The sequence below is a fragment of the Nocardia sp. NPDC057663 genome, assembly GCF_042799895.1.
Classification (GTDB): Bacteria; Actinomycetota; Actinomycetes; order Mycobacteriales; family Mycobacteriaceae; genus Nocardia.
This window is the reverse complement of the sequence record NZ_JBHVHX010000002.1, coordinates 678,529-695,511: the sequence shown is the minus strand read 5'-3', so window position 1 is coordinate 695,511 and position 16,983 is coordinate 678,529. Positions and strand designations below refer to the sequence as shown.

Below are 16,983 nucleotides of genomic sequence, written 5' to 3'. Positions count from 1 at the left end.
CCCGTACGAGAAACCGCCGTTGCTTCCATGGAGGCGACGGCGGTTTCTGTTTGTCGCGGATCAGCCTGTCCTGATGGGGCTTTCGTTCGTCCAGCCCCACGCGGTGTCGTCGCGGACGGTGATCTCGGCCGGTGGTGCGGCGACCAGGCGGGTGAGGCGCTGGAGTTCGCCCCAGTCCCTGGTCCAGTCGTCGGCGAGGTAGGCCGGGATGGTGCGCGACTGCATGAGCATGCCGGTCCAGCCGAGCGGGCCGCCGCCGGTGTCGCCCTGCCAGGTCTCGGAGACCTGCGCGTTGAGCTTGTCCGGCTGGATCCGCCACAGCGGCATCTCGGCGACACCCGTGCGGTGATCGAACGGCCGCTGACACGGGAACGCCAGCCCCACATGCCAATCCGCGAGCACCGGATCGGTGCTGCCGACCACCGTGTTCAGCGACGACAGTTTCGGCAGACGCGGCGGGGTGACCGCCAGCCACTGCATCGGATCGGGTTCACCGGCCTCGGCGACGAGACGGACCGCCGTGGTTCCCGCGGGCACCTGGTCCAGGTCGATCGGCAGGTTGCGCCATCCCGGCGCACCGCCGACCGTCGGCGGCGTCGATTCGCCCAGGGGCGTGACGGTTCCGTCGTCCGCACGCTGGGCGAACTCCAGCCGCAATCGCTGACCGGGCAGGCGTGAGCCGTCCGGTGCGACGGACTCGATGCGCCCGGCGACCGTCAGGATCAGCACTCGATACGCGGGATCCTGCTGTGCGGCAGTCAGATCCAGTCGGTACCACTGGGTGGTCAGCTGGGTGCGCTGAGGTGCGCCGGTGGAGTAGCTGCCGAGTACGGGGGTGCGCTCCGGGACGAGGCCGAAGGGGAGTGCCACTGTGCTGCCGTTGACTCCCTGTGCAGCGCCCGGTCCACCCGGTGCTGTGCCGTTGGGGGCGCCGTTGCCTGCGGCCGAACCACCCGGACCGCCGGGGGCGGCCGGGGCTGATCCTCCGGTGCCGCCGGGAGCCGAACCGCCCGGGCCACTCGGAGCCGATCCACCGGGGCTCGAGCCTCCGGCGCCACCGGGAGCCGATCCGCCGGGCCCGCCCGGTCCACCGCCGCCCGGACCGCTCGGGCCGGGGCCACCAGGGCCGCTGCCTCCTGGGCCTGCGCCTCCTGGTCCGCCGGGTGCGGGCCCCGAACCTGATGGGGGCGCGGAGGATTGGCCCGGGCCGGGGTCGGGCGCGAGGCTGCCGATTCCGTTCGGGGTGAAGCCGGTGTTCTCGGCAGCGAGCCCGTCGGCGACGGTGCCCGTGTACGGCGTGAGGAGCGAGTCTGCGGTATTGGTCTCGACCAGCACATCACCGGCCATGGCGCATTGATCGCCGGTCAGCGTGCGCAGGTTCGACAACCCGACCGAATACGCGGGGTACTGCGAGACAGCAGCTGTGGCCAGCGATCCCACGTCGAACAGCACCATCGCGGCGGTGGCCACCGTGAGCGGCGCAACTACCGGGAACCTGAAATGCCGTGTAGCTGTGCGGTTGACCGTGCCGCTGGATCCGACAGCACCGATCGCCCCAGCGGAACTCTCGGCCCCGCGAGCATCCGCCGTGCTGGTGGCGTCCGCAGTCGCAGCGCTTGCAGCGTTCGAGGTGTCATCGGCGACGGCTTTTCGATCGATCGTGCCGACGGCGCGGCGGCCGGATGCCTCGCTGCGAGTCGATGTTTCGAGTGGCCGGGAGTTCTCGTCGGGGGTTCGGTAGTACTGCCAGAGGGCGATGAGCAGGGTCAGCGTGGTGGCGGCGAGGAGGATGGTCGAGACCTCGATTCCGCCGAGGCTCGGGGCGCGGTCGGGCCAGGGGACGCCGTAGCCGGAGACGTACCAGTAGCCGTTGGAGCCGGTGAAGCAGACGGCCAGCAGGAACAGCACCGCTGCGGCGAACAGGGTGCGGAGGTGGGGACGCAGGAAGGCGCGGCTCAGTGCTACCGCGGTGACGGCGGCGAGGGCGCCGGCCAGGCCCGCGTAGACGCCGAAGTGGTGGGTCCACTTGGTGGGGGTGAACATCATCAGCAGCAGCGCCATGAAGGTGACGGCGAGGATGCGGGTGACGGGGCCGCGGGCGGTCGCGGGGATGCGGCCGCCGCGGCGGAGGGTCACCAGGATGCCGACGGCCAGGCACAGGAGCATGGCGAAGACGCCGAATCGCCGGGCCAGGGAACCGTCGGGGTTCACCGACAGCAGCGAATCCCAGCGGGTGCGTTCCTCGAACCAGGACATGTCGGGGCCGACGAGCTGGCGGACCCTGGTTGCCTCCAGCACGGTCGAGAAGGTCTGGTCGGCGAAGACGACGACCAGGACCAGGGTGCCCGCGGCGGCGATCGGCGCCAGCAAGGCCGCATAGCGCAGCAACGCGGGCCCCGAACCTGTTGTGGCACGGGTGATGAGCGTCCGGAGGACCGGTCGTGAACCGGCCAGCAGCGCCGCCAGGCAGATCAGCCCCGTCGGACCTGCGGCCAGGGAGAACGCGGCGATCAGGACCGCGACGGCGGCGGGCAGCAGGCGGCGGGTCGCGATCGCCCGTTCCATCGAGCACCAGGTGAGGAGCGCGCCGACTGCGATCAGCGGTTCCGGGCGCAGGCCGTTGTTGTAGGGCAACCACATCGACAGGAACACCAGGGCCGCGGTCCAGCGCGCCGGTGTGCTCGCGGCGGCCCGGGAACCCAGGCGCGGCAACACTTCCCGGCTGAGCACCAGCCAGCACACCAGCCCGGCGAGCAGCGCGGGCAGCCGCATCCACAAGCCGGCATCGCTGATCCGGGTCATCTGCGCGAGCACTTCGTACGGCCAGCCGAACGGCGCCTCGGCGACCTGGAACCAGCGGTAGTAGTTGGCCGTGTATCCGGCTTCCCGCGACGCCCGCGCCATCGTCAGGATGTAGCCGTCGTCGGAACTGTTCGCGCCGATCACGTGCCAGAGGAGCAGTGTGCCCGCGACCGTCGCGTCGAGACCGGTGAACCGCCACCAGCGGGCGGGCAGGATGCGCCGGGACCTGCGCCCATCGCGAATATCGGTGCGATGCAAGCAGATCAGCGCGAGCAACGCGCAGAGCACGGCGCCGACGATCGCCGCCAGCTTCCACCCGCTCGGACTCGACGAGAACCGCGCATCGATCTCGGCATGCAGACGGGCATCACCCATCCGCCCCCGATCCAGCTCGGTGTAGACGCCGACTATCTGCGGACGCACATCGGAATCCACGGTCGTCCGCATCGGCGAGCCGTCGGCCTTGGTCATGCCGGTGAGTTCGGCAGTCGTACTCGTCGCTGTCGACGTGATAGTCAATGCCGTGCATCGGGCAGCCTGCCCGTTCTCCGTTGCGGCACCAGGTGTTCCACCGCCCGGCGGTGCATCGGCACCCGGGGGTCGGTTGCCCGTTGGCGCGCCCGTCGGCGGATTGGCCGCTGACGGTGGACCTCCCGGCGCCGACAGAGCGGAACCGGTCGGCGGGCTGGTTACCGGGGGCGGTGCTCCGGGTGCTGCCGACGCGGTTCCGGTGGGCGGGTTGGTTCCCTGAGGTGGCGCTCCAGGTGCTGTCGGCGCGGCCCCGGGCGGCGGATTCGTCGCTGAAGGGGATGTTCCGGGCCCCTGCGCTGCGGCCCCAGGCGGGGGTGTCGCGCCGGAGGGCGGCGCGCCCGGCGGCGGTCCAGCTATCTGCCGACTGCCGTCAGGCGCGGCATTGTCCGTGGACGGCGCTCCTGGCTCGGTGCCGGACGGTTGACCCCCACCCGGCGCCGAACCCGGCACACCACTAGCTGGCGCATCCCCCGGCGCACCGGCGATATCGGCCAGCGACGCGCTGAGCAGCAACCGATCCCGCAACACGACGGCGAGTGTCCGCCCCGTCTCCGGGCGATCCTCGATCCGCGCGACCAGACCCTTCGACCCCGCCCGCGGCGCCTGCGGCGGAACCGTCGACAACACCGTCGCGCCGGTCATGTCCCGCAAGGCCGTGCACGGAATGCTCACATCGAGCGACAGCGGCACGTAGTCCACCAGCGGCGCGCTGAGTTGCATCGACTGCGGCTGCGGCCAATCCAGGCTCGCGCGCTCCTGCCGAACGGGCAGTAACGGAGCCGACACCGCCAGCGCCACCCCGACGACCCCCGCCACGATCCCAGCCATCTGAACCCGGCCGAAGCCGGAAGAATCTCCACCCACGAACGCTGATGCTAGCCATCACCGCCTGGGCGTGGTGGCTCAGCGGGGGCGGCGCAGTTCGGTGACGGCGATGCGGGCGGCTTCACCGATGGCCGCGTCGACGACGGGCAGGGTCGGGTCGGCGCGGGCGGCGCGGGTGAAAACCGCGACGGCGACCGGGGTTTCGTCCGGGAATTCGATCACCGCCACCTCGTTGCGGATCACGCCGATGGTGCCGGTCTTCCCCGCGACGAGGACGCCGCGATGCGGGAAGGCCGCCGCGATCCGATGCGGCCAGATCTGGCTGCCCATCACGGTGCGCACGAATCCGGTGCTCGCCGTGGACAACACGGCACCGCCCCACAGCAGCCGCAGGAAACGGGTCATCTCCTCCGGTGTGGTCGCGCTGGCGTAGGCGGGGTCGTAGGCCGACACGGTCCAGGCGTCGTCGTTGTCGGCGAGCGCGGCGAAGGCTTCCGCGGTGGTGTGGGTGTCGGTGTCGCGGACCAGGCTGCGGTGCTGGTCGGCGGTGCCGCCGATGACGCGGGTCTCGGTGAGGCCGAGTTCGTCGACGAGGTCCGTCACCGCGGCGAGGCCGATGTCGCCGAGCAGCACATCGGCGGCGGCGTTGTCGGACACCGTCATCATCGAGGTCGCCAGGTCGCGCCGGCTCAGGGTGACCGGATCGTGCAGGGTCGCCAGTCCGGTGGGGCCGGGCGTGCAGTCGGCGGGGTCGACGGTGATCCGGGCGACCGGGTCGATCCGGCCCTCGTCGACCTGCCGGCAGAACGCCACGAACAGCAGCAGCTTGTACACCGACGCGGTGACCACCCGCTCGCTACCGCCGACCGACACCTCGGCGGGGGAGCTGTCACAGCGGCGGGCGTGGAGCCACCCGGTGCAGCCCGCGTCGGCGAAGACGGCTCGGATCCGCTCGGCCGCCGAGCTCATCGCAGTCGTTCCCGGTAGAGCACCCGATCCAGTACGTCGGCATGCGCGGCGGCATCGGCCCGGCGAATGATCCTGACCCGCAAGGCAACCGACTGTGGGGCGAGCGTCAGCCAGGCGACACCGGGTGTCGGCGTCGGCGGGGTGGCGGTGAGGCCGAAACTCGTGCCCGCGGCGACCGCGGCCAGTACCGCCCGGTCGTCGGGGGCGGTCAGGGTGGTCGCGTCCAGTCCGCGTTCGCGCAGCAGGTCGAGCACGGTGTCGAAGGCGGGCGGGTTGGCGGCGCGGGCCGGGTGCGCGAAATGCAGACCGGCGAGCATCGGGAAGATGGGGCGCTCGGCGGTGGTGGTGCGGTGTTCGGCGGGCACGACCAGCCAGCGCGGCAGCTTCACGACCGGCCCCGCGTCGATGCCGTCGACCAGCGCCGGATGCTCGATCACCGCGACATCGCACACCCCGGCCCGTACCTCCGTCACGAGGTCGACGGTCGGGCCGAGCGCGGTGGAGACCGTGCCGCCGCAGGTGCGCAGCGCGGTGACGCACGCGGCGACCAGCCGGTCGGGCAGCGCCGCCGTGGCCGCGAATCGCACTGTCCCGCTGCGCTGGGCGATCCGCTGCGATTCGGCGAGCAGCCGGTCGGCGTCGCCGACGAGCAGCCGGGCCCGCGGCAGCAGCTGCCTGCCCGCGGCGGTGAGCATCGCGCCCTGACTGGTGCGGTGGATCAGCTCGAGGTCGAGATGCTGTTCCAGCCGCCGCAGTCCCTGGGACAGCGGCGGTTGCGTCATCTCCAATGCGGCGGCGGCCCGCCCGAAGTGGCCCTCGTCGGCGATCGCGACGAAGAACCGGAGATGACGCAGCAGATCCATGTCGGCCATTGAACCAGCGCGGACCCGGCGACCACCCCCGATCGGCCACGGGCGGACAACCGTTCTCGCCCTTGTCCCGTCGGCGACCTGCGCCGATATCGAAGGCGACTAGGGCTCACGGGCCTGCGGTATTGGCCCCGGCGGTGCCTGCGGTGATGGGGTGCAGCGGTGACTCCCTCCGTGACCACCACCCTCCGCAGGCGCCTCACCGCCGTCGCGGTGGCACTGTCCGCCGTCGCCCTCACCGCCTGTTCGAACAGCACCGGTGCCACCACCCCCGAGACGTCGCCGGCGACGCCCACGTTCGCCGCCCTGGAAATGACCTACGGCGCCCGCCTCGGCCTGTCGGTGGTCGACACCGGTTCCGGCCGCACCGTCACCTACCGGGCGGACGAACGCTTTCCGATGGCCTCGACCTTCAAAGGCCTGGCCTGCGGCGGTCTCCTGCAAGCCCATCCGCTGTCGACCGGCTACTTCGACCAGGTGATCCACTACACCGCCGCCGATATCGTCGTGAACTCACCGGAGACGGCCAAGCATGTCGACATGGGCATGACCGTCGCCGCGCTCTGCGATGCCGCGATCACCCAGTCCGACACACCGCGGGCAATATGCTGCTCCGATTGCTCGGCGGCCCCGCTGGATTCACCGCTTTCCTGCGTACCCTCGGCGACACCGTGTCCCGCCTGGATCGCTGGGAGCCCGAACTCAACACCGCGATTCCGGGCGACGAACGCGACACCACCACCGCCGCCGCATTGGTCGCCGACTATCGCGCCCTCGTCGTCGATACCGCACTGCACGAACCCGAACGCGCCCAGCTCGCCGCGTGGCTGAAAGCCAGTGTCACCGGCGCCAAGCGGATCAAGGCGGGCTTGCCCGCGGACTGGGTCGTCGGCGACAAGACCGGTACCCCGGCCTACGGTTCGGCGCTCGATGTCGCCGTGGCCTGGCCCCCGGGCCGCGCGCCGCTCGTGCTCGCGGTCCTGTCCACCAAGCCGGAGCAGAACGCCGAACCGTCGAACGAACTCGTGGCGGAAGCGACGAAAGCGGCTGTGGGCGAGCTCAACTGACACTCCATCCCGACGCCACCGATCGCGCACACCGCTCGGGATCATCACCGGCCGCCACGAACAACGCGGTGAGCAGGGGGATGCCGTAGCCGAGGGCGGCCGGTGGCAGCGGGCCGGTCGCGACCAGGCCGGCCAGCCCGTGTCCGATGGTCCAGCTCTGCGTGGCCAGATCCAGCGGGTCGACATCGTGCCGGAAACGATGTGTCGCCCTGGCTGATTCGACCGCGACCACGAGACGTTCCAAGGTGGCGTCGGCGGCCGGGGCGTCCTCGAGCGCGAACCCGGCGTCGAACATCACCCGGTAGAGATCGGGATTGGCGAGCGCGTTGGCCAGGTAGGCGCTGCCGAGTGCGGCCAGATCGTGCACCGGGTCGTCGGTGTCGGGCACCTCGGACAGTCGCGCGGCCAGCCGGGTGAACCCCTCCTGCCGGACCGCGCGCCACAGTCCGTCCATCCCGTCGAAATACGTATAGACGGCCATCGTCGAGACCGCCGTTCCCGCGACGAGTCCGCGCAGCGTGACCGGCTGTCGTTCGCGCAGCAGCTGCGCCGCCCGCTCGATCAGCATCGACCGCACCGCGGGATTCTTCGTCCTGGCCATGGCGCCAGATTACATATCAATGCTATGTTATGAAGCGTCAACCCTGCGAGCGGGAGAAATCATGGCTGTGGAACTGGTGAATCCGGAGGGGCTGCCCAAGTCCGAGGTATATCGGCAGCTGTCGATCGCGACCGGCTCGCGGCTCGTGTTCCTGGCAGGCCAGGTCGCTCGTGACGCCGACGGAAACCCGGTCGGCGCCGGTGATTTCGCCGCCCAGGTCGAGCAGGCCTACCTCAATATCGGCACCGCGCTGGCCGAGATCGGCGGCAGTTTCGACGATGTCGCGAAGCTGACCATCTACGTCGTGGACTGGGGCCCCGACAAGTTCCCGCTCCTGGGCGAAGGCGTCGCCCGCGCCGCCGCCAAGCTCGGCGTCGACCCGGTCAAGCCGATCACCCTCCTCGGTGTCGCCGCGCTCGGCGAACCCGACCTCATGGTCGAAGTCGAGGCCACCGCGGTCCTCGCCTGAGGCGCTCATCTCGCGCCGGCGACCAGAACCTCCGCGCCGGTCGTGCGATAACGGCCTGGGGCCGTGCCGAATTCACGCTTGAACGCTTTGCCGAAGGCGTACTCGGAGCCGTAACCGCTGTGCCGGGCCACCGTGGCCAGCGGCTGGTCGGTGTCGCGGAGCAGGCGAGCGGCGGTGAGCATGCGCCAGCGGGTGAGGTAGGTCAGCGGCGGTTCGCCGACGAGACCGGTGAACCGCCGGGCGAAGGCGGCGCGGCTGAGACCGGCTCGGGCGCCCAGGGATTCGACGGTCCAGCCGTGCGCGGGGTCGTCGTGGATGGCGCGCAAGGATCGGGAGATGTCGGCGTCGGCGACAGCGGCGGCCCATCCCGACGACTCCCGGGTCTCCGCGAGCCGGGCGCGCAGCAGATAGAGCAGCAGCAGATCCAGCAGCGGGGGAATCGCGGCGTCGGCGCCGGGATGGGTGTCGGTGAGTTCGTCGGCGAGCAGGTCGACGGCGGCGCGCAGCGACGGATGGGTGCCGAGCCGGGCCGGAATGTGCACCACCTCGGGCAGTTCCGCCAGCAGCGGGTGGGTGCGGTCGGCAGCCAGCTGGTAGGAGCCGCACAGCAGCGTCGCGGGAGCGCCGGGACCGTCGACGAACCGGATGTCGCCGGGTCCGGCCGTCTCGGTGATCCGGCTGTCGAGCTGGTCGAGCAGATCGTGGGCGACACCGCGCGGCATGAACACCGCATCGCCCGCGCCCAGCGCGATCGGGTCCGCATCGGGCCGCGTCAACCAGCACGAGCCCTGGAGAACCACATGGAATCCGGCACCGGCTATGCGCGGATACGCCCGGCCCCACGGCGCGTGCCGCACGAACATGCCGGAGGCGGGACGACCGGTACGCGCGGTGGCTAGAACGTCGCTGAGGAGATCCATATCAGAAACAATACTCATGAGAGACGATTGGATATCTGAGAGAGATTATGGATGATTTCCTGTCTCATGTCTGGCTCATAGGCTGAGTTCATCATCCCGATGAACAAGGAGAACGACATGAAGATCGCCGTCTACGGAGCCAGTGGACACGTCGGCCGGTTCGCCACGGCGGAACTGCGTGGCCGCGGCATCGACACGGTGGTCGTCGGCCGGAACGCCGCACGGCTCGCCGACACCGGCGCCGAGGTCCGGGTCGCCGCCGCGGACGACCACGACGCCCTCGTCACCGCGTTCACCGGCATCGACATCGTGATCAGCACACTGCCCGACTTCACCGGCACCGGCGAGGGCGTGCTGCGCGCCGCGATCGCCGCGGGCGCCCACTACGTCGACGTCGCGGGCGAGCAGCTCTTCGTCCAGAAGGTGTTCACCGAGTACGGGCCGCTCGCCGCCGCCGCGGGCGTCACCCTCGCCACCGCCACCACCGAAGCGGGCATCTTCGGCGACCTGCTCGCCCACCTCGGCGCGCAACGCCTCGGCGGCGCCGACGAGATCGTCCTCAGTCATGTCGCGGCACCGGGCGGGGAGGGATCGCGCGGCAGCATGCGCACGGTCCTGCGGAACCTCGACGTCTTCACCAGCGGCGGACTGTCCTGGTCCGACGGCGGATTCCACACCGGCACGCAACCGCGCCGCGATACCTTCCTGCTGCCCGGCAGCACCGAACCCATTGCCGTGCTGAAGTTTCCGCAGCCGTCGGTGGTGACGATCCCGCGGCACACGACGGCGGGATCGGTGGAAGGTGTGCTGGCGAAGTCGATCTTCGAGGTCGTCGGCACCGTCACCGAGGCGCATCTGGCCGCCGCGCCGGAAACGCCGTCGGCACCCGCCGCGTACTCGATGGTCGTCGATATCCGCCACGACGGGCAGACGCTGCGCGGCATCGGCAGCGGGCCCGACGCCTACCGCAACAGCGCCCAGCTCGCGGTCGAGGTCGCCACCCGGATCGCCGCGGGCGCGGGCAAGCCGGGTGCGCAGTCACCGGCCGAGCTGTTCGAGCCGGTCGAATTCCTCGATGCGCTGCGCGAATTCGGCATGACGTGGACCCTCGCATGATCGCGCTCGCCAGGCGCGCGTCGCTGGCTGTCGCGGGCCTCAGCACGCTTGCCCTGGTGGCGTGCGGTGCCGAAGCCGCAGCACCGGAATGGTCGGGCGCGTGGGCGGCCGCGGTCCAGCACCCGGCCACCGCGGTGACGCCGAACTGGTCGGCCGGAGGATTCGCCGATCAGTCTGTCCGCCAAGTGGTTCGGCTGGCCGACGGCGGACCGCAGGTCAGGGTCCGGTTGTCGAACAGATATGGCACGGCACCGCTCGCGGTCGCCGGCGCGACGGTCGCCCGCAGCGCGGGCGGCGCCGCCGTGATCCCGGAGACGGTGCGCCGGTTGACCGTCGGCGGGGCCGAGGCGTTCGAGATCGCGCCGGGCACCGAGATTTCCAGCGATCGCGCGACCACACCGCTCGCGGCGGGGGAGTCGATCACGGTGACGCTGTACTTCGCCAGGCCCACCGGCCCCGCCACCCAGCACGCCCAGGCCGCCGCGACGAGCTACCGCGCGACCGGTGACCACACCGCCGCATCGGACGCCGCGGCCTTCACCGAGTCCTCTCAGTCCTGGTACTACCTTGCGGGCATCGATACGGTCGGCCCCGGCCGGGTCCGCAATGTCACTGTCGCATTCGGTGATTCGATCACCGACGGCTACCGCTCCGGGATCGACGCCGACCAGCGCTACCCCGACCACCTCACCCGTCAGCTCACCGCCGGGGGGCGTCCCGGGGCGGTCGTGAACGCGGGGATCAGCGGCAACCGGCTGCTCACCGATTCGACCGTCCTCGGCGACAGCGCGCTCACCCGCTTTCGCCGCGATGTCCTCGGCCAGCCGGGGGTGGGCACGGCGGTCGTCCTGATCGGCATCAACGACATCGGTCTCGCCGGCATGACCGGCCCGGACGGTCTGCTCTCCCCGAAGGTTTCGGCCGAACAGGTCGTCGCCGGGTACCGCGAGCTGATCGCCGAGGCGCGGGCGGCGGGGGTGCGGGTCATCGGCGCGACGCTGCTGCCGTTCGCGGGGTCGCCCTACTACTCGGCCGACAAGGATCGCGTCCGGATGGAGGTCAACGGCTGGATCAGGTCGGCGGGCGCCTTCGACGCGGTGGTAGATCTCGACCGCGCGATGGCCGCTCCCACCGACCCCACCCGGCTCGCCGACACCTACGACAGTGGTGATCATCTGCACCCCAACGACTCCGGCTACGCGGCGATGGCGGCGGCGATCGGTGCGGTGATCCTGACATAACCGCAGGTCGCGGGATGGTGGACTTTGCAATTCGGTAACGAATCGAAATCGAACAGGTGATGAACCCTCGTCGCACGAGTGGCAGTCGGCGCGAGGGCTCGATATGCTCGCCTCCGATATCGAAACGGGCTGCTGTGCTGCGTGTTTGGTTTGACGATTGATGGTTGGGGGCCGGTGAGTACTGCGGAAGTCAGGCCGATGGTGCAGCCGATGGCTGCGTCGCCGGGGGAGAATACCGGGCGCGGGGCGACCGCGGGGCCTGCCGGTTACGTGGTACTCGGCGCCGGAGTGGTGGTGGCGGCCGGCAGCGTCGTGACCGCGATTTTCGCGCCACCCGCCGTCGGTTTCCCGGTACTCGCCGCCGCGCTCGCAGTGGCGCTGATCGCCTGTCCCGCAGTGTTCGTGGCGCTGCGGGAGCGGGCCAGAGCGCAGGCGGCGAAGGACCTCGCTCAGCGGTCTGAACAGCAGCTCGCCGCGACCGTCGCGGAGGCGAGTCAGCGGATCGCGCAGGCCGAGGAACACGCCACGCACTACGCCTGGGAAGCCCAGGAGAACGGGCGCCGTGGCGCGGCCGCGCTGTCCGCCTTCGCCGGCGCCGCGGGCCGCATCCAGGCCATGACCACCAGCATGCTGGCCGAACTGCGCGAGATGGAACACCGCCACGCCGACCCGCGGGTGCTCACCGACCTGCTCCACATCGACCACCGCACCGCGCAGACGGGCAGACTCGCCGACAGCATCGCGGTGCTCAGCGGCGCCCGCACCGGCCGCCGGTGGGCGAAACCGATTGCGATGGAATCGATCCTGCGCGGCGCGATGGGCCGGGTGGCCGGCTACCAGCGCGTGCGGCTGCGGGCCGTCGCCGAGGTCGGCATCGCCGGTCACGCCGCCGAAGGCGTCATGCACAGCCTCGCCGAACTGCTCGACAACGCCTGTAACTTCTCCCCGCCCACCACCGAGGTGCACGTCTACGCCGCGGAAGTGCCCGCGGGCGTGGTGATCACGATCGAGGACAGCGGACTCGTGATGAGCGACTCCGCACTGCGTCGCGCCGAAGCCGCCGTCAGCGGCCGCTCGCACCAGGGCAAGGGCGCCGACCTGGCCTCGCTGTCGGGCACCCGGCTCGGCCTCGCGGTGGTCGGTCACCTGGCGCGCAAACACGAACTCACCGTGTCGTACCGGCCGTCGGCGATCGGCGGCACCGCGGTCGTCGTGGTTGTCCCGCGCGAACTCACCGCCCGCGCCGAACGCCGCAGCCGTGGTGCCACCCCGCTGTCCGCGCCGACCCCGCGTCGCGCCGACAGCCAGCTCGGCACCCTGGGGCAGTTCGACACCCCGACGCCACGTCCGCAGCACGCGCGGACCACCGAGTCCACCGAGCTCGGCCGGCCCGAAACCATCGGTCAGCACGCCCGCCAGGCCGGCGCCGACGCTCCGGCGCCCGCGGTGTCGACCTCGCCCGCGCTGCCCAAACGGCGCAGGGGCGACACCCTGGCCAAAGTCCACCCCGAGGGCCTGGCCACCGCCCCGGTCGCCGACGCCGCACCGGCAAAACCGGCCGCTCTCGGCGCGTTCCAGCGATCCGCGCCGGGCCGCGGGCCGCACCAGTCAGGCCACCAACCAGGCAGCGCCGCCACTGCTCCCGACCCCATGGAGGACCGATGACCACCACCGCCGCAGCGAACCTCGGCTGGCTGCTCGAGAAGCTGCTCGCCCGCACCCCACGAACCCGGCACGCACTGCTGCTGTCCGGCGACGGCCTGAAGATCTGCCACACCTCGGAACTCGATGTGGACCGCGCCGATCAGCTGGCCGCGATCGCCGCCGGCTTCCAGAGCCTGTCGCACGGGGCATCCGTCGAGTTCGGTGACGGGCGTGGCGGTGTCCGCCAGTCGATGACCGAGTTCTACGGCGGCATCCTGTTCGTGGTCGAGGCGGGCAGCGGCGCGCACTTAGCGGTCGTCGCCGCCGAGGACGCCGACGCGGGGCTGGTCGGGCACACCATGCACGAGCTGGTCGAACAGCTCGGCGAGCATATGGCTGCCCAGCCGAGACGCGGAGCGCCGAATTGACCAGGGTCGGCCGCGACGATGATCCCGACCGGTTCTACACGCTGACCGGCGGGCGCGCCCCGGCCACCGAGGATTTCGACCTGGTGACCCTGGTGGTCAGCGAATCGGCGCCGTCGGCGGGCATGACATCGGAGCAGGTCGCGATCCTGGACATGTGCCGGGCGCCGACCGCGGTCGTGGAGATCGCGGCGGAACTGCGCCTGCCGGTCGGGGTCGCCACGGTTCTGCTGGCCGATCTGCTGCACGCGGGCAAGATCACCGTTCGTCCACCGCTGTCGGCGGCGATGTCGCTGGATGCCTCCACTCTCGAGAAGGTGCTCGTTGGACTTCGCAAGCTCTGATATCGCGCCCGAGCGATCCCGGGCGCCGCTGCACAGCACGGCCAAGCACGGGTTGAAGATCGTCGTCATCGGTGGATTCGGTGTCGGCAAAACGACATTGGTGCAGTCGGTCAGCGAGATCCGGCCGCTGGACACCGAGGCGACGATGACCGACGTCGGTGCCGGGATCGACGACGCCACCGGCGTGCCGGGCAAGTCCACCACCACCGTCGCCTTCGACTTCGGCCGGATCACCCTCGACGACGAACATGTGCTGTATCTGTTCGGCGCGCCGGGGCAGCAACGGTTCTGGTTCCTGTGGGACCGGCTGTTCACCGGTGCGCTCGGCGCGATCGTGCTGGTCGACCAGCGCCGGATCAGTGACTCCTGGTACGCGATCGACCGGCTCGAACACCAGGGCACCCCGTTCATGGTGGCCTGCAACGACTTCGGTGACTCGCACGCACCGCAGGAGGTGCGCGACGCGCTCGACCTCGATCCCGCGGTGCCGCTGCTGATGTGTGACGCGCGCTCGCGCGAATCGAGCAAGCAGGTGCTGATCGCCCTGGTCGAGCACCTGTATTCCGCTGTTCCGCACGGGGAGACGGTCTCATGAGCACACCCACCGGCACCGGCGCCTGCCCGATCACCGGCGCGGTGCCGCTGAGCGGTCCCGAGTTCCACATCGAACCGCACGAGGTCTACCGCCGGATGCGGCGTGACCACGGCCCGGTGGTCGCGGTCGAACTGCCCGGCGGTTTCCCCGCCTGGCTGATCATCGGCTACCGCGAACTGCATCAGGTGACCAGCGATCCGCTGCTGTTCCCGCGCGATGTGTCGCTGTGGAACCAGTGGGGCCGGGTGCCCGAGGACTGGCCGCTGCTGCCGATGGTCGGGCGGCCGATGCCGTCGATCTACTTCACCGCCGGCGCCGAGCATCGCAGGCACCTCGCGATGGTGGAGCCCGCGCTGGACGCGGTGGACCATTACGAATTGCGCCGTGCGTGTGAGGAACTCGCGGACGGGCTGATCGACCGGTTCTGCGGCCGCGGGACCGCCGACCTGGTCGCCGAGTTCGCCGAAGCGTTGCCGGTCCTCGCGCTCAGCCGGGTCCTCGGCCTGGTCGACACCGATGCCGCCGACCTCGTCCACGTCATGAAGGCGCTCGCCGACGGCGGCGCGGACGCGCAGACCGGGTACGCGCGGTTCGCCGAACATATGGCGCGCCTGGTCGCGACCAAGAAGGCCCGCCCCGCAGGTGATCTGGTGTCGTTGATGCTGGCCGACCCCGAGCCGTTCACCGACGAGGAATACATGATGGACCTGATGGCTATCATGGCCGCGGGCCAGCTGCCGACCGCGGACTGGATCGGCAGCGCCATGCGGCTGATGCTCGTCGACGACCGGTTCGCGGCGGCGCTCGGCGGCGGCAGGCGCAGCGTCGGTCAGGCCATGAACGAGGTGCTCTGGGAAGAGGGCCCGACCTCGATCCTGTCCGGGCGGTGGGCCGCGCGCGACACCCGCCTGGCCGATCAGACCATCCGGGCGGGCGACATGCTGCTGCTCGGCCTGGCTGCGGCCAATCTCGACCCGCACATCCGCCAGTCGTTCACCGACGGTGACACGGTGCCGACCGGCAACAACGCGCACTTCGCGTTCAGCTACGGCGAATACCGCTGCCCCTTCCCGGCGCAGCAGATCGCCGAGATCATCGCCAGGACCGGGATCGAGGTGCTGCTCGACCGGCTCCCCGATGTCGACCTGGCCGTCCCCGCCGACGAACTCACCCGGCGACCTTCGGCTTTCCTTCGGGGCATGACCGCACTGCCCGTACGTTTCACACCAGTTAGACCTCTCGGCTAAGTGTCGAGAGACCGCACTGCCCGGCAGTGACATTTCACACCAGTCAGACCCGTCGGAGGTTCGTCGTGAGTTCCCAGTGCCCTTTCGCCATCGACCCCATGGTCGGCGACCTCAACGGAGAGACCGCCCGACTACGCGCCCAAGGCCAGATCACCCGCATCGAGCTGCTCGGTGTGCCCGCCTGGACCGTCACCGACCATGCGATCGCGCGTCAGCTGACGACCGATGCCCGCCTGGTCAAGGACATCAACGCGTGGTCGCTGTACGCCGACGGCGTGGTGACCGACCAGTGGCCGCTGATCGGCATGGTCGACGCGGGCCGGTCGATGTTCACCGTCGACGGCGCCGAGCACCGCAGGTTGCGGCTCAAGACCGCGCAGGCGCTGGCGCCGCGCCGGCTCGAGGAACTGCGCCCGGTGATCGAGCGGCTCACCGCCGAGCTGCTCGACGATCTCGCGGCCGCGGGCGCCGAGGGCGCGCCGGTCGACCTCAAGTCGGTCTTCGCCTACCCGCTGCCGATGCGCGTCGTCGGCGAGCTGATGGGTGTCGAGCGCGCCGACCACCCGCAGCTGCTCGAGTGGTACAAGAAGTTCTTCTCGGTGATGACCCCGCAGGACGAGCGGCTGCGCGTGATCGGCGAGCTCGACGTGTACTTCACCGACCAGGTCAAGCAGAAGATCGCCAACCCGGGCGACGACCTCACCTCGGCGTTCGTCGTGGCCGACGAGGGCGGCGAGCCGCTCACCGAGGAAGAGGCGATCGGCAACATCAAGGCCCTCGTCGCCGCCGGGCACGAGACCACCGTGAGCCTGATCGTCAACACCGTGCGCGCGCTGCTGGGTGAACCCGAGCAGCTGGCGAAAGTCCTTGCGGGCGATGTGGACTGGAAGCAGGTCATCGAGGAGTCGCTGCGCTGGGACGGCCCGGTCTCGCACCTGCTGATGCGCTTCGCCACCGAGGACATCACCGTCGGCGACACCGTGATCGCCAAGGGCGAGGGCGTGGTGATGTCCTACCGCGCCATCGGCCGCGACACCGCCGTGCACGGCGAGACCGCCGACGAGTTCGACGTGACCCGCCCGACCGCCAACCGCCACCTGGCCTTCGGCTACGGCCCGCACATCTGCCCCGGCGCCGCCCTGTCCCGGCTGGAGGCCGCGATCGCGCTGCCCGCGCTGTTCGCCCGCTTCCCGGACCTGCGCCTGGCCGTGCCCGACAGCGAGCTCGGCAACCTGCCGGTGCTCACGCAGAACGATCTGGCCGCGTTGCCGATCATCCTGAACTGACCGGCGTCGCGTCGCGCCCGGTGGTCTTGCGC

General features: G+C 70.7%; 14 protein-coding genes and 2 pseudogenes. 10 read left to right on the top strand and 6 right to left on the bottom strand.

All coding sequences use genetic code 11. The annotated features are described in order from the left end of the window. Positions 1-60: 60 nt before the first annotated feature. The 4 genes and pseudogenes from ACFVAV_RS07835 to ACFVAV_RS07820 form a co-directional block, all read right to left on the bottom strand. The gene (locus ACFVAV_RS07835; protein ID WP_379031843.1) at positions 61-3,468 is read right to left on the bottom strand and encodes an arabinosyltransferase domain-containing protein; all 3,408 of its coding nucleotides are present in this window, start codon (positions 3,466-3,468) and stop codon (positions 61-63) included. Between the two features lie 348 nt (positions 3,469-3,816). Next, positions 3,817-4,161 (bottom strand): annotated as a pseudogene (locus tag ACFVAV_RS07830) (arabinosyltransferase); the annotation flags it as partial. 75 nt (positions 4,162-4,236) lie between these two features. Further along, positions 4,237-5,127 (bottom strand): serine hydrolase, encoded by an 891-nt coding sequence (locus ACFVAV_RS07825; RefSeq protein ID WP_379031650.1) that lies wholly within the window; start codon positions 5,125-5,127, stop codon positions 4,237-4,239. Continuing rightward, positions 5,124-5,999, bottom strand: coding sequence for a LysR family transcriptional regulator (locus ACFVAV_RS07820; RefSeq protein ID WP_379031647.1), 876 nt, complete (start codon positions 5,997-5,999; stop codon positions 5,124-5,126). The genes ACFVAV_RS07825 and ACFVAV_RS07820 overlap by 4 nt, the downstream gene beginning before the upstream one ends. Positions 6,000-6,170: 171 nt before the next feature. On the opposite strand from ACFVAV_RS07820, the pseudogene bla reads away from it, so the two are divergent. Next, positions 6,171-7,063: pseudogene (gene bla, locus ACFVAV_RS07815) on the top strand (class A beta-lactamase). Here the strand turns inward: bla and ACFVAV_RS07810 are convergent. Continuing rightward, positions 7,056-7,664: a TetR/AcrR family transcriptional regulator gene (locus ACFVAV_RS07810; RefSeq protein ID WP_379031644.1), complete on the bottom strand. Its 609-nt coding sequence runs from the start codon at positions 7,662-7,664 to the stop codon at positions 7,056-7,058. The pseudogene bla and the gene ACFVAV_RS07810 sit on opposite strands and share 8 nt — an antisense overlap. Positions 7,665-7,725: 61 nt before the next feature. On the opposite strand from ACFVAV_RS07810, the gene ACFVAV_RS07805 reads away from it, so the two are divergent. Next, entirely contained in the window at positions 7,726-8,133 is a 408-nt protein-coding gene (locus ACFVAV_RS07805; RefSeq protein ID WP_379031640.1) for a RidA family protein, read from the top strand. 5 nt (positions 8,134-8,138) lie between these two features. On the opposite strand, the gene ACFVAV_RS07800 is transcribed toward ACFVAV_RS07805, so the two are convergent. Continuing rightward, positions 8,139-9,053, bottom strand: a complete 915-nt coding sequence (locus ACFVAV_RS07800; protein WP_379031638.1) for an AraC family transcriptional regulator — start codon at positions 9,051-9,053, stop codon at positions 8,139-8,141. Between the two features lie 117 nt (positions 9,054-9,170). Between ACFVAV_RS07800 and ACFVAV_RS07795 the strand changes: the two genes are divergently transcribed. The 8 genes from ACFVAV_RS07795 (at position 9,171) to ACFVAV_RS07760 (ending at position 16,951) form a co-directional block, all read left to right on the top strand. Beyond that, a complete protein-coding gene (locus tag ACFVAV_RS07795) occupies positions 9,171-10,169 on the top strand; it encodes a saccharopine dehydrogenase NADP-binding domain-containing protein (RefSeq protein ID WP_379031635.1) in 999 nt (332 codons plus the stop codon). Next, entirely contained in the window at positions 10,166-11,410 is a 1,245-nt protein-coding gene (locus ACFVAV_RS07790; RefSeq protein WP_379031632.1) for an SGNH/GDSL hydrolase family protein, read from the top strand. The genes ACFVAV_RS07795 and ACFVAV_RS07790 overlap by 4 nt, the downstream gene beginning before the upstream one ends. Before the next feature lie 210 nt (positions 11,411-11,620). Continuing rightward, on the top strand, positions 11,621-13,075 hold the full coding sequence (locus ACFVAV_RS07785) for a sensor histidine kinase (RefSeq protein ID WP_379031629.1): 1,455 nt from the start codon (positions 11,621-11,623) through the stop codon (positions 13,073-13,075). Then, the gene (locus tag ACFVAV_RS07780; RefSeq protein WP_379031626.1) at positions 13,072-13,482 is read left to right on the top strand and encodes a roadblock/LC7 domain-containing protein; all 411 of its coding nucleotides are present in this window, start codon (positions 13,072-13,074) and stop codon (positions 13,480-13,482) included. The genes ACFVAV_RS07785 and ACFVAV_RS07780 overlap by 4 nt, the downstream gene beginning before the upstream one ends. Next, positions 13,479-13,823, top strand: a complete 345-nt coding sequence (locus ACFVAV_RS07775) for a DUF742 domain-containing protein (RefSeq protein WP_379031622.1) — start codon at positions 13,479-13,481, stop codon at positions 13,821-13,823. The genes ACFVAV_RS07780 and ACFVAV_RS07775 overlap by 4 nt, the downstream gene beginning before the upstream one ends. Beyond that, complete coding sequence (locus ACFVAV_RS07770) at positions 13,804-14,418, top strand: ATP/GTP-binding protein (protein WP_379031620.1); 615 nt, start codon at positions 13,804-13,806, stop codon at positions 14,416-14,418. Before ACFVAV_RS07775 ends, ACFVAV_RS07770 begins: the two co-directional genes overlap by 20 nt. Beyond that, a complete protein-coding gene (locus ACFVAV_RS07765; RefSeq protein ID WP_379031617.1) occupies positions 14,415-15,665 on the top strand; it encodes a cytochrome P450 in 1,251 nt (416 codons plus the stop codon). The genes ACFVAV_RS07770 and ACFVAV_RS07765 overlap by 4 nt, the downstream gene beginning before the upstream one ends. A gap of 65 nt (positions 15,666-15,730) precedes the next feature. Continuing rightward, a complete protein-coding gene (locus ACFVAV_RS07760) occupies positions 15,731-16,951 on the top strand; it encodes a cytochrome P450 (RefSeq protein ID WP_379031615.1) in 1,221 nt (406 codons plus the stop codon). Positions 16,952-16,983: the final 32 nt, after the last annotated feature.

Excerpts from the sequence above, each read along its gene's own strand:
- ACFVAV_RS07810 (WP_379031644.1), bottom strand. The coding sequence starts at position 7,664 with ATGGCCAGGACGAAGAATCCCGCGGTGCGGTCGATGCTGATCGAGCGG.
- ACFVAV_RS07780 (WP_379031626.1), top strand. The coding sequence starts at position 13,072 with ATGACCACCACCGCCGCAGCGAACCTCGGCTGGCTGCTCGAGAAGCTG.
- ACFVAV_RS07825 (WP_379031650.1), bottom strand. The coding sequence starts at position 5,127 with ATGAGCTCGGCGGCCGAGCGGATCCGAGCCGTCTTCGCCGACGCGGGC.
- ACFVAV_RS07800 (WP_379031638.1), bottom strand. The coding sequence starts at position 9,053 with ATGGATCTCCTCAGCGACGTTCTAGCCACCGCGCGTACCGGTCGTCCC.
- ACFVAV_RS07765 (WP_379031617.1), top strand. The coding sequence starts at position 14,415 with ATGAGCACACCCACCGGCACCGGCGCCTGCCCGATCACCGGCGCGGTG.
- ACFVAV_RS07795 (WP_379031635.1), top strand. The coding sequence starts at position 9,171 with ATGAAGATCGCCGTCTACGGAGCCAGTGGACACGTCGGCCGGTTCGCC.
- ACFVAV_RS07805 (WP_379031640.1), top strand. The coding sequence starts at position 7,726 with ATGGCTGTGGAACTGGTGAATCCGGAGGGGCTGCCCAAGTCCGAGGTA.
- ACFVAV_RS07785 (WP_379031629.1), top strand. The coding sequence starts at position 11,621 with ATGGCTGCGTCGCCGGGGGAGAATACCGGGCGCGGGGCGACCGCGGGG.
- ACFVAV_RS07790 (WP_379031632.1), top strand. The coding sequence starts at position 10,166 with ATGATCGCGCTCGCCAGGCGCGCGTCGCTGGCTGTCGCGGGCCTCAGC.
- ACFVAV_RS07820 (WP_379031647.1), bottom strand. The coding sequence starts at position 5,999 with ATGGCCGACATGGATCTGCTGCGTCATCTCCGGTTCTTCGTCGCGATC.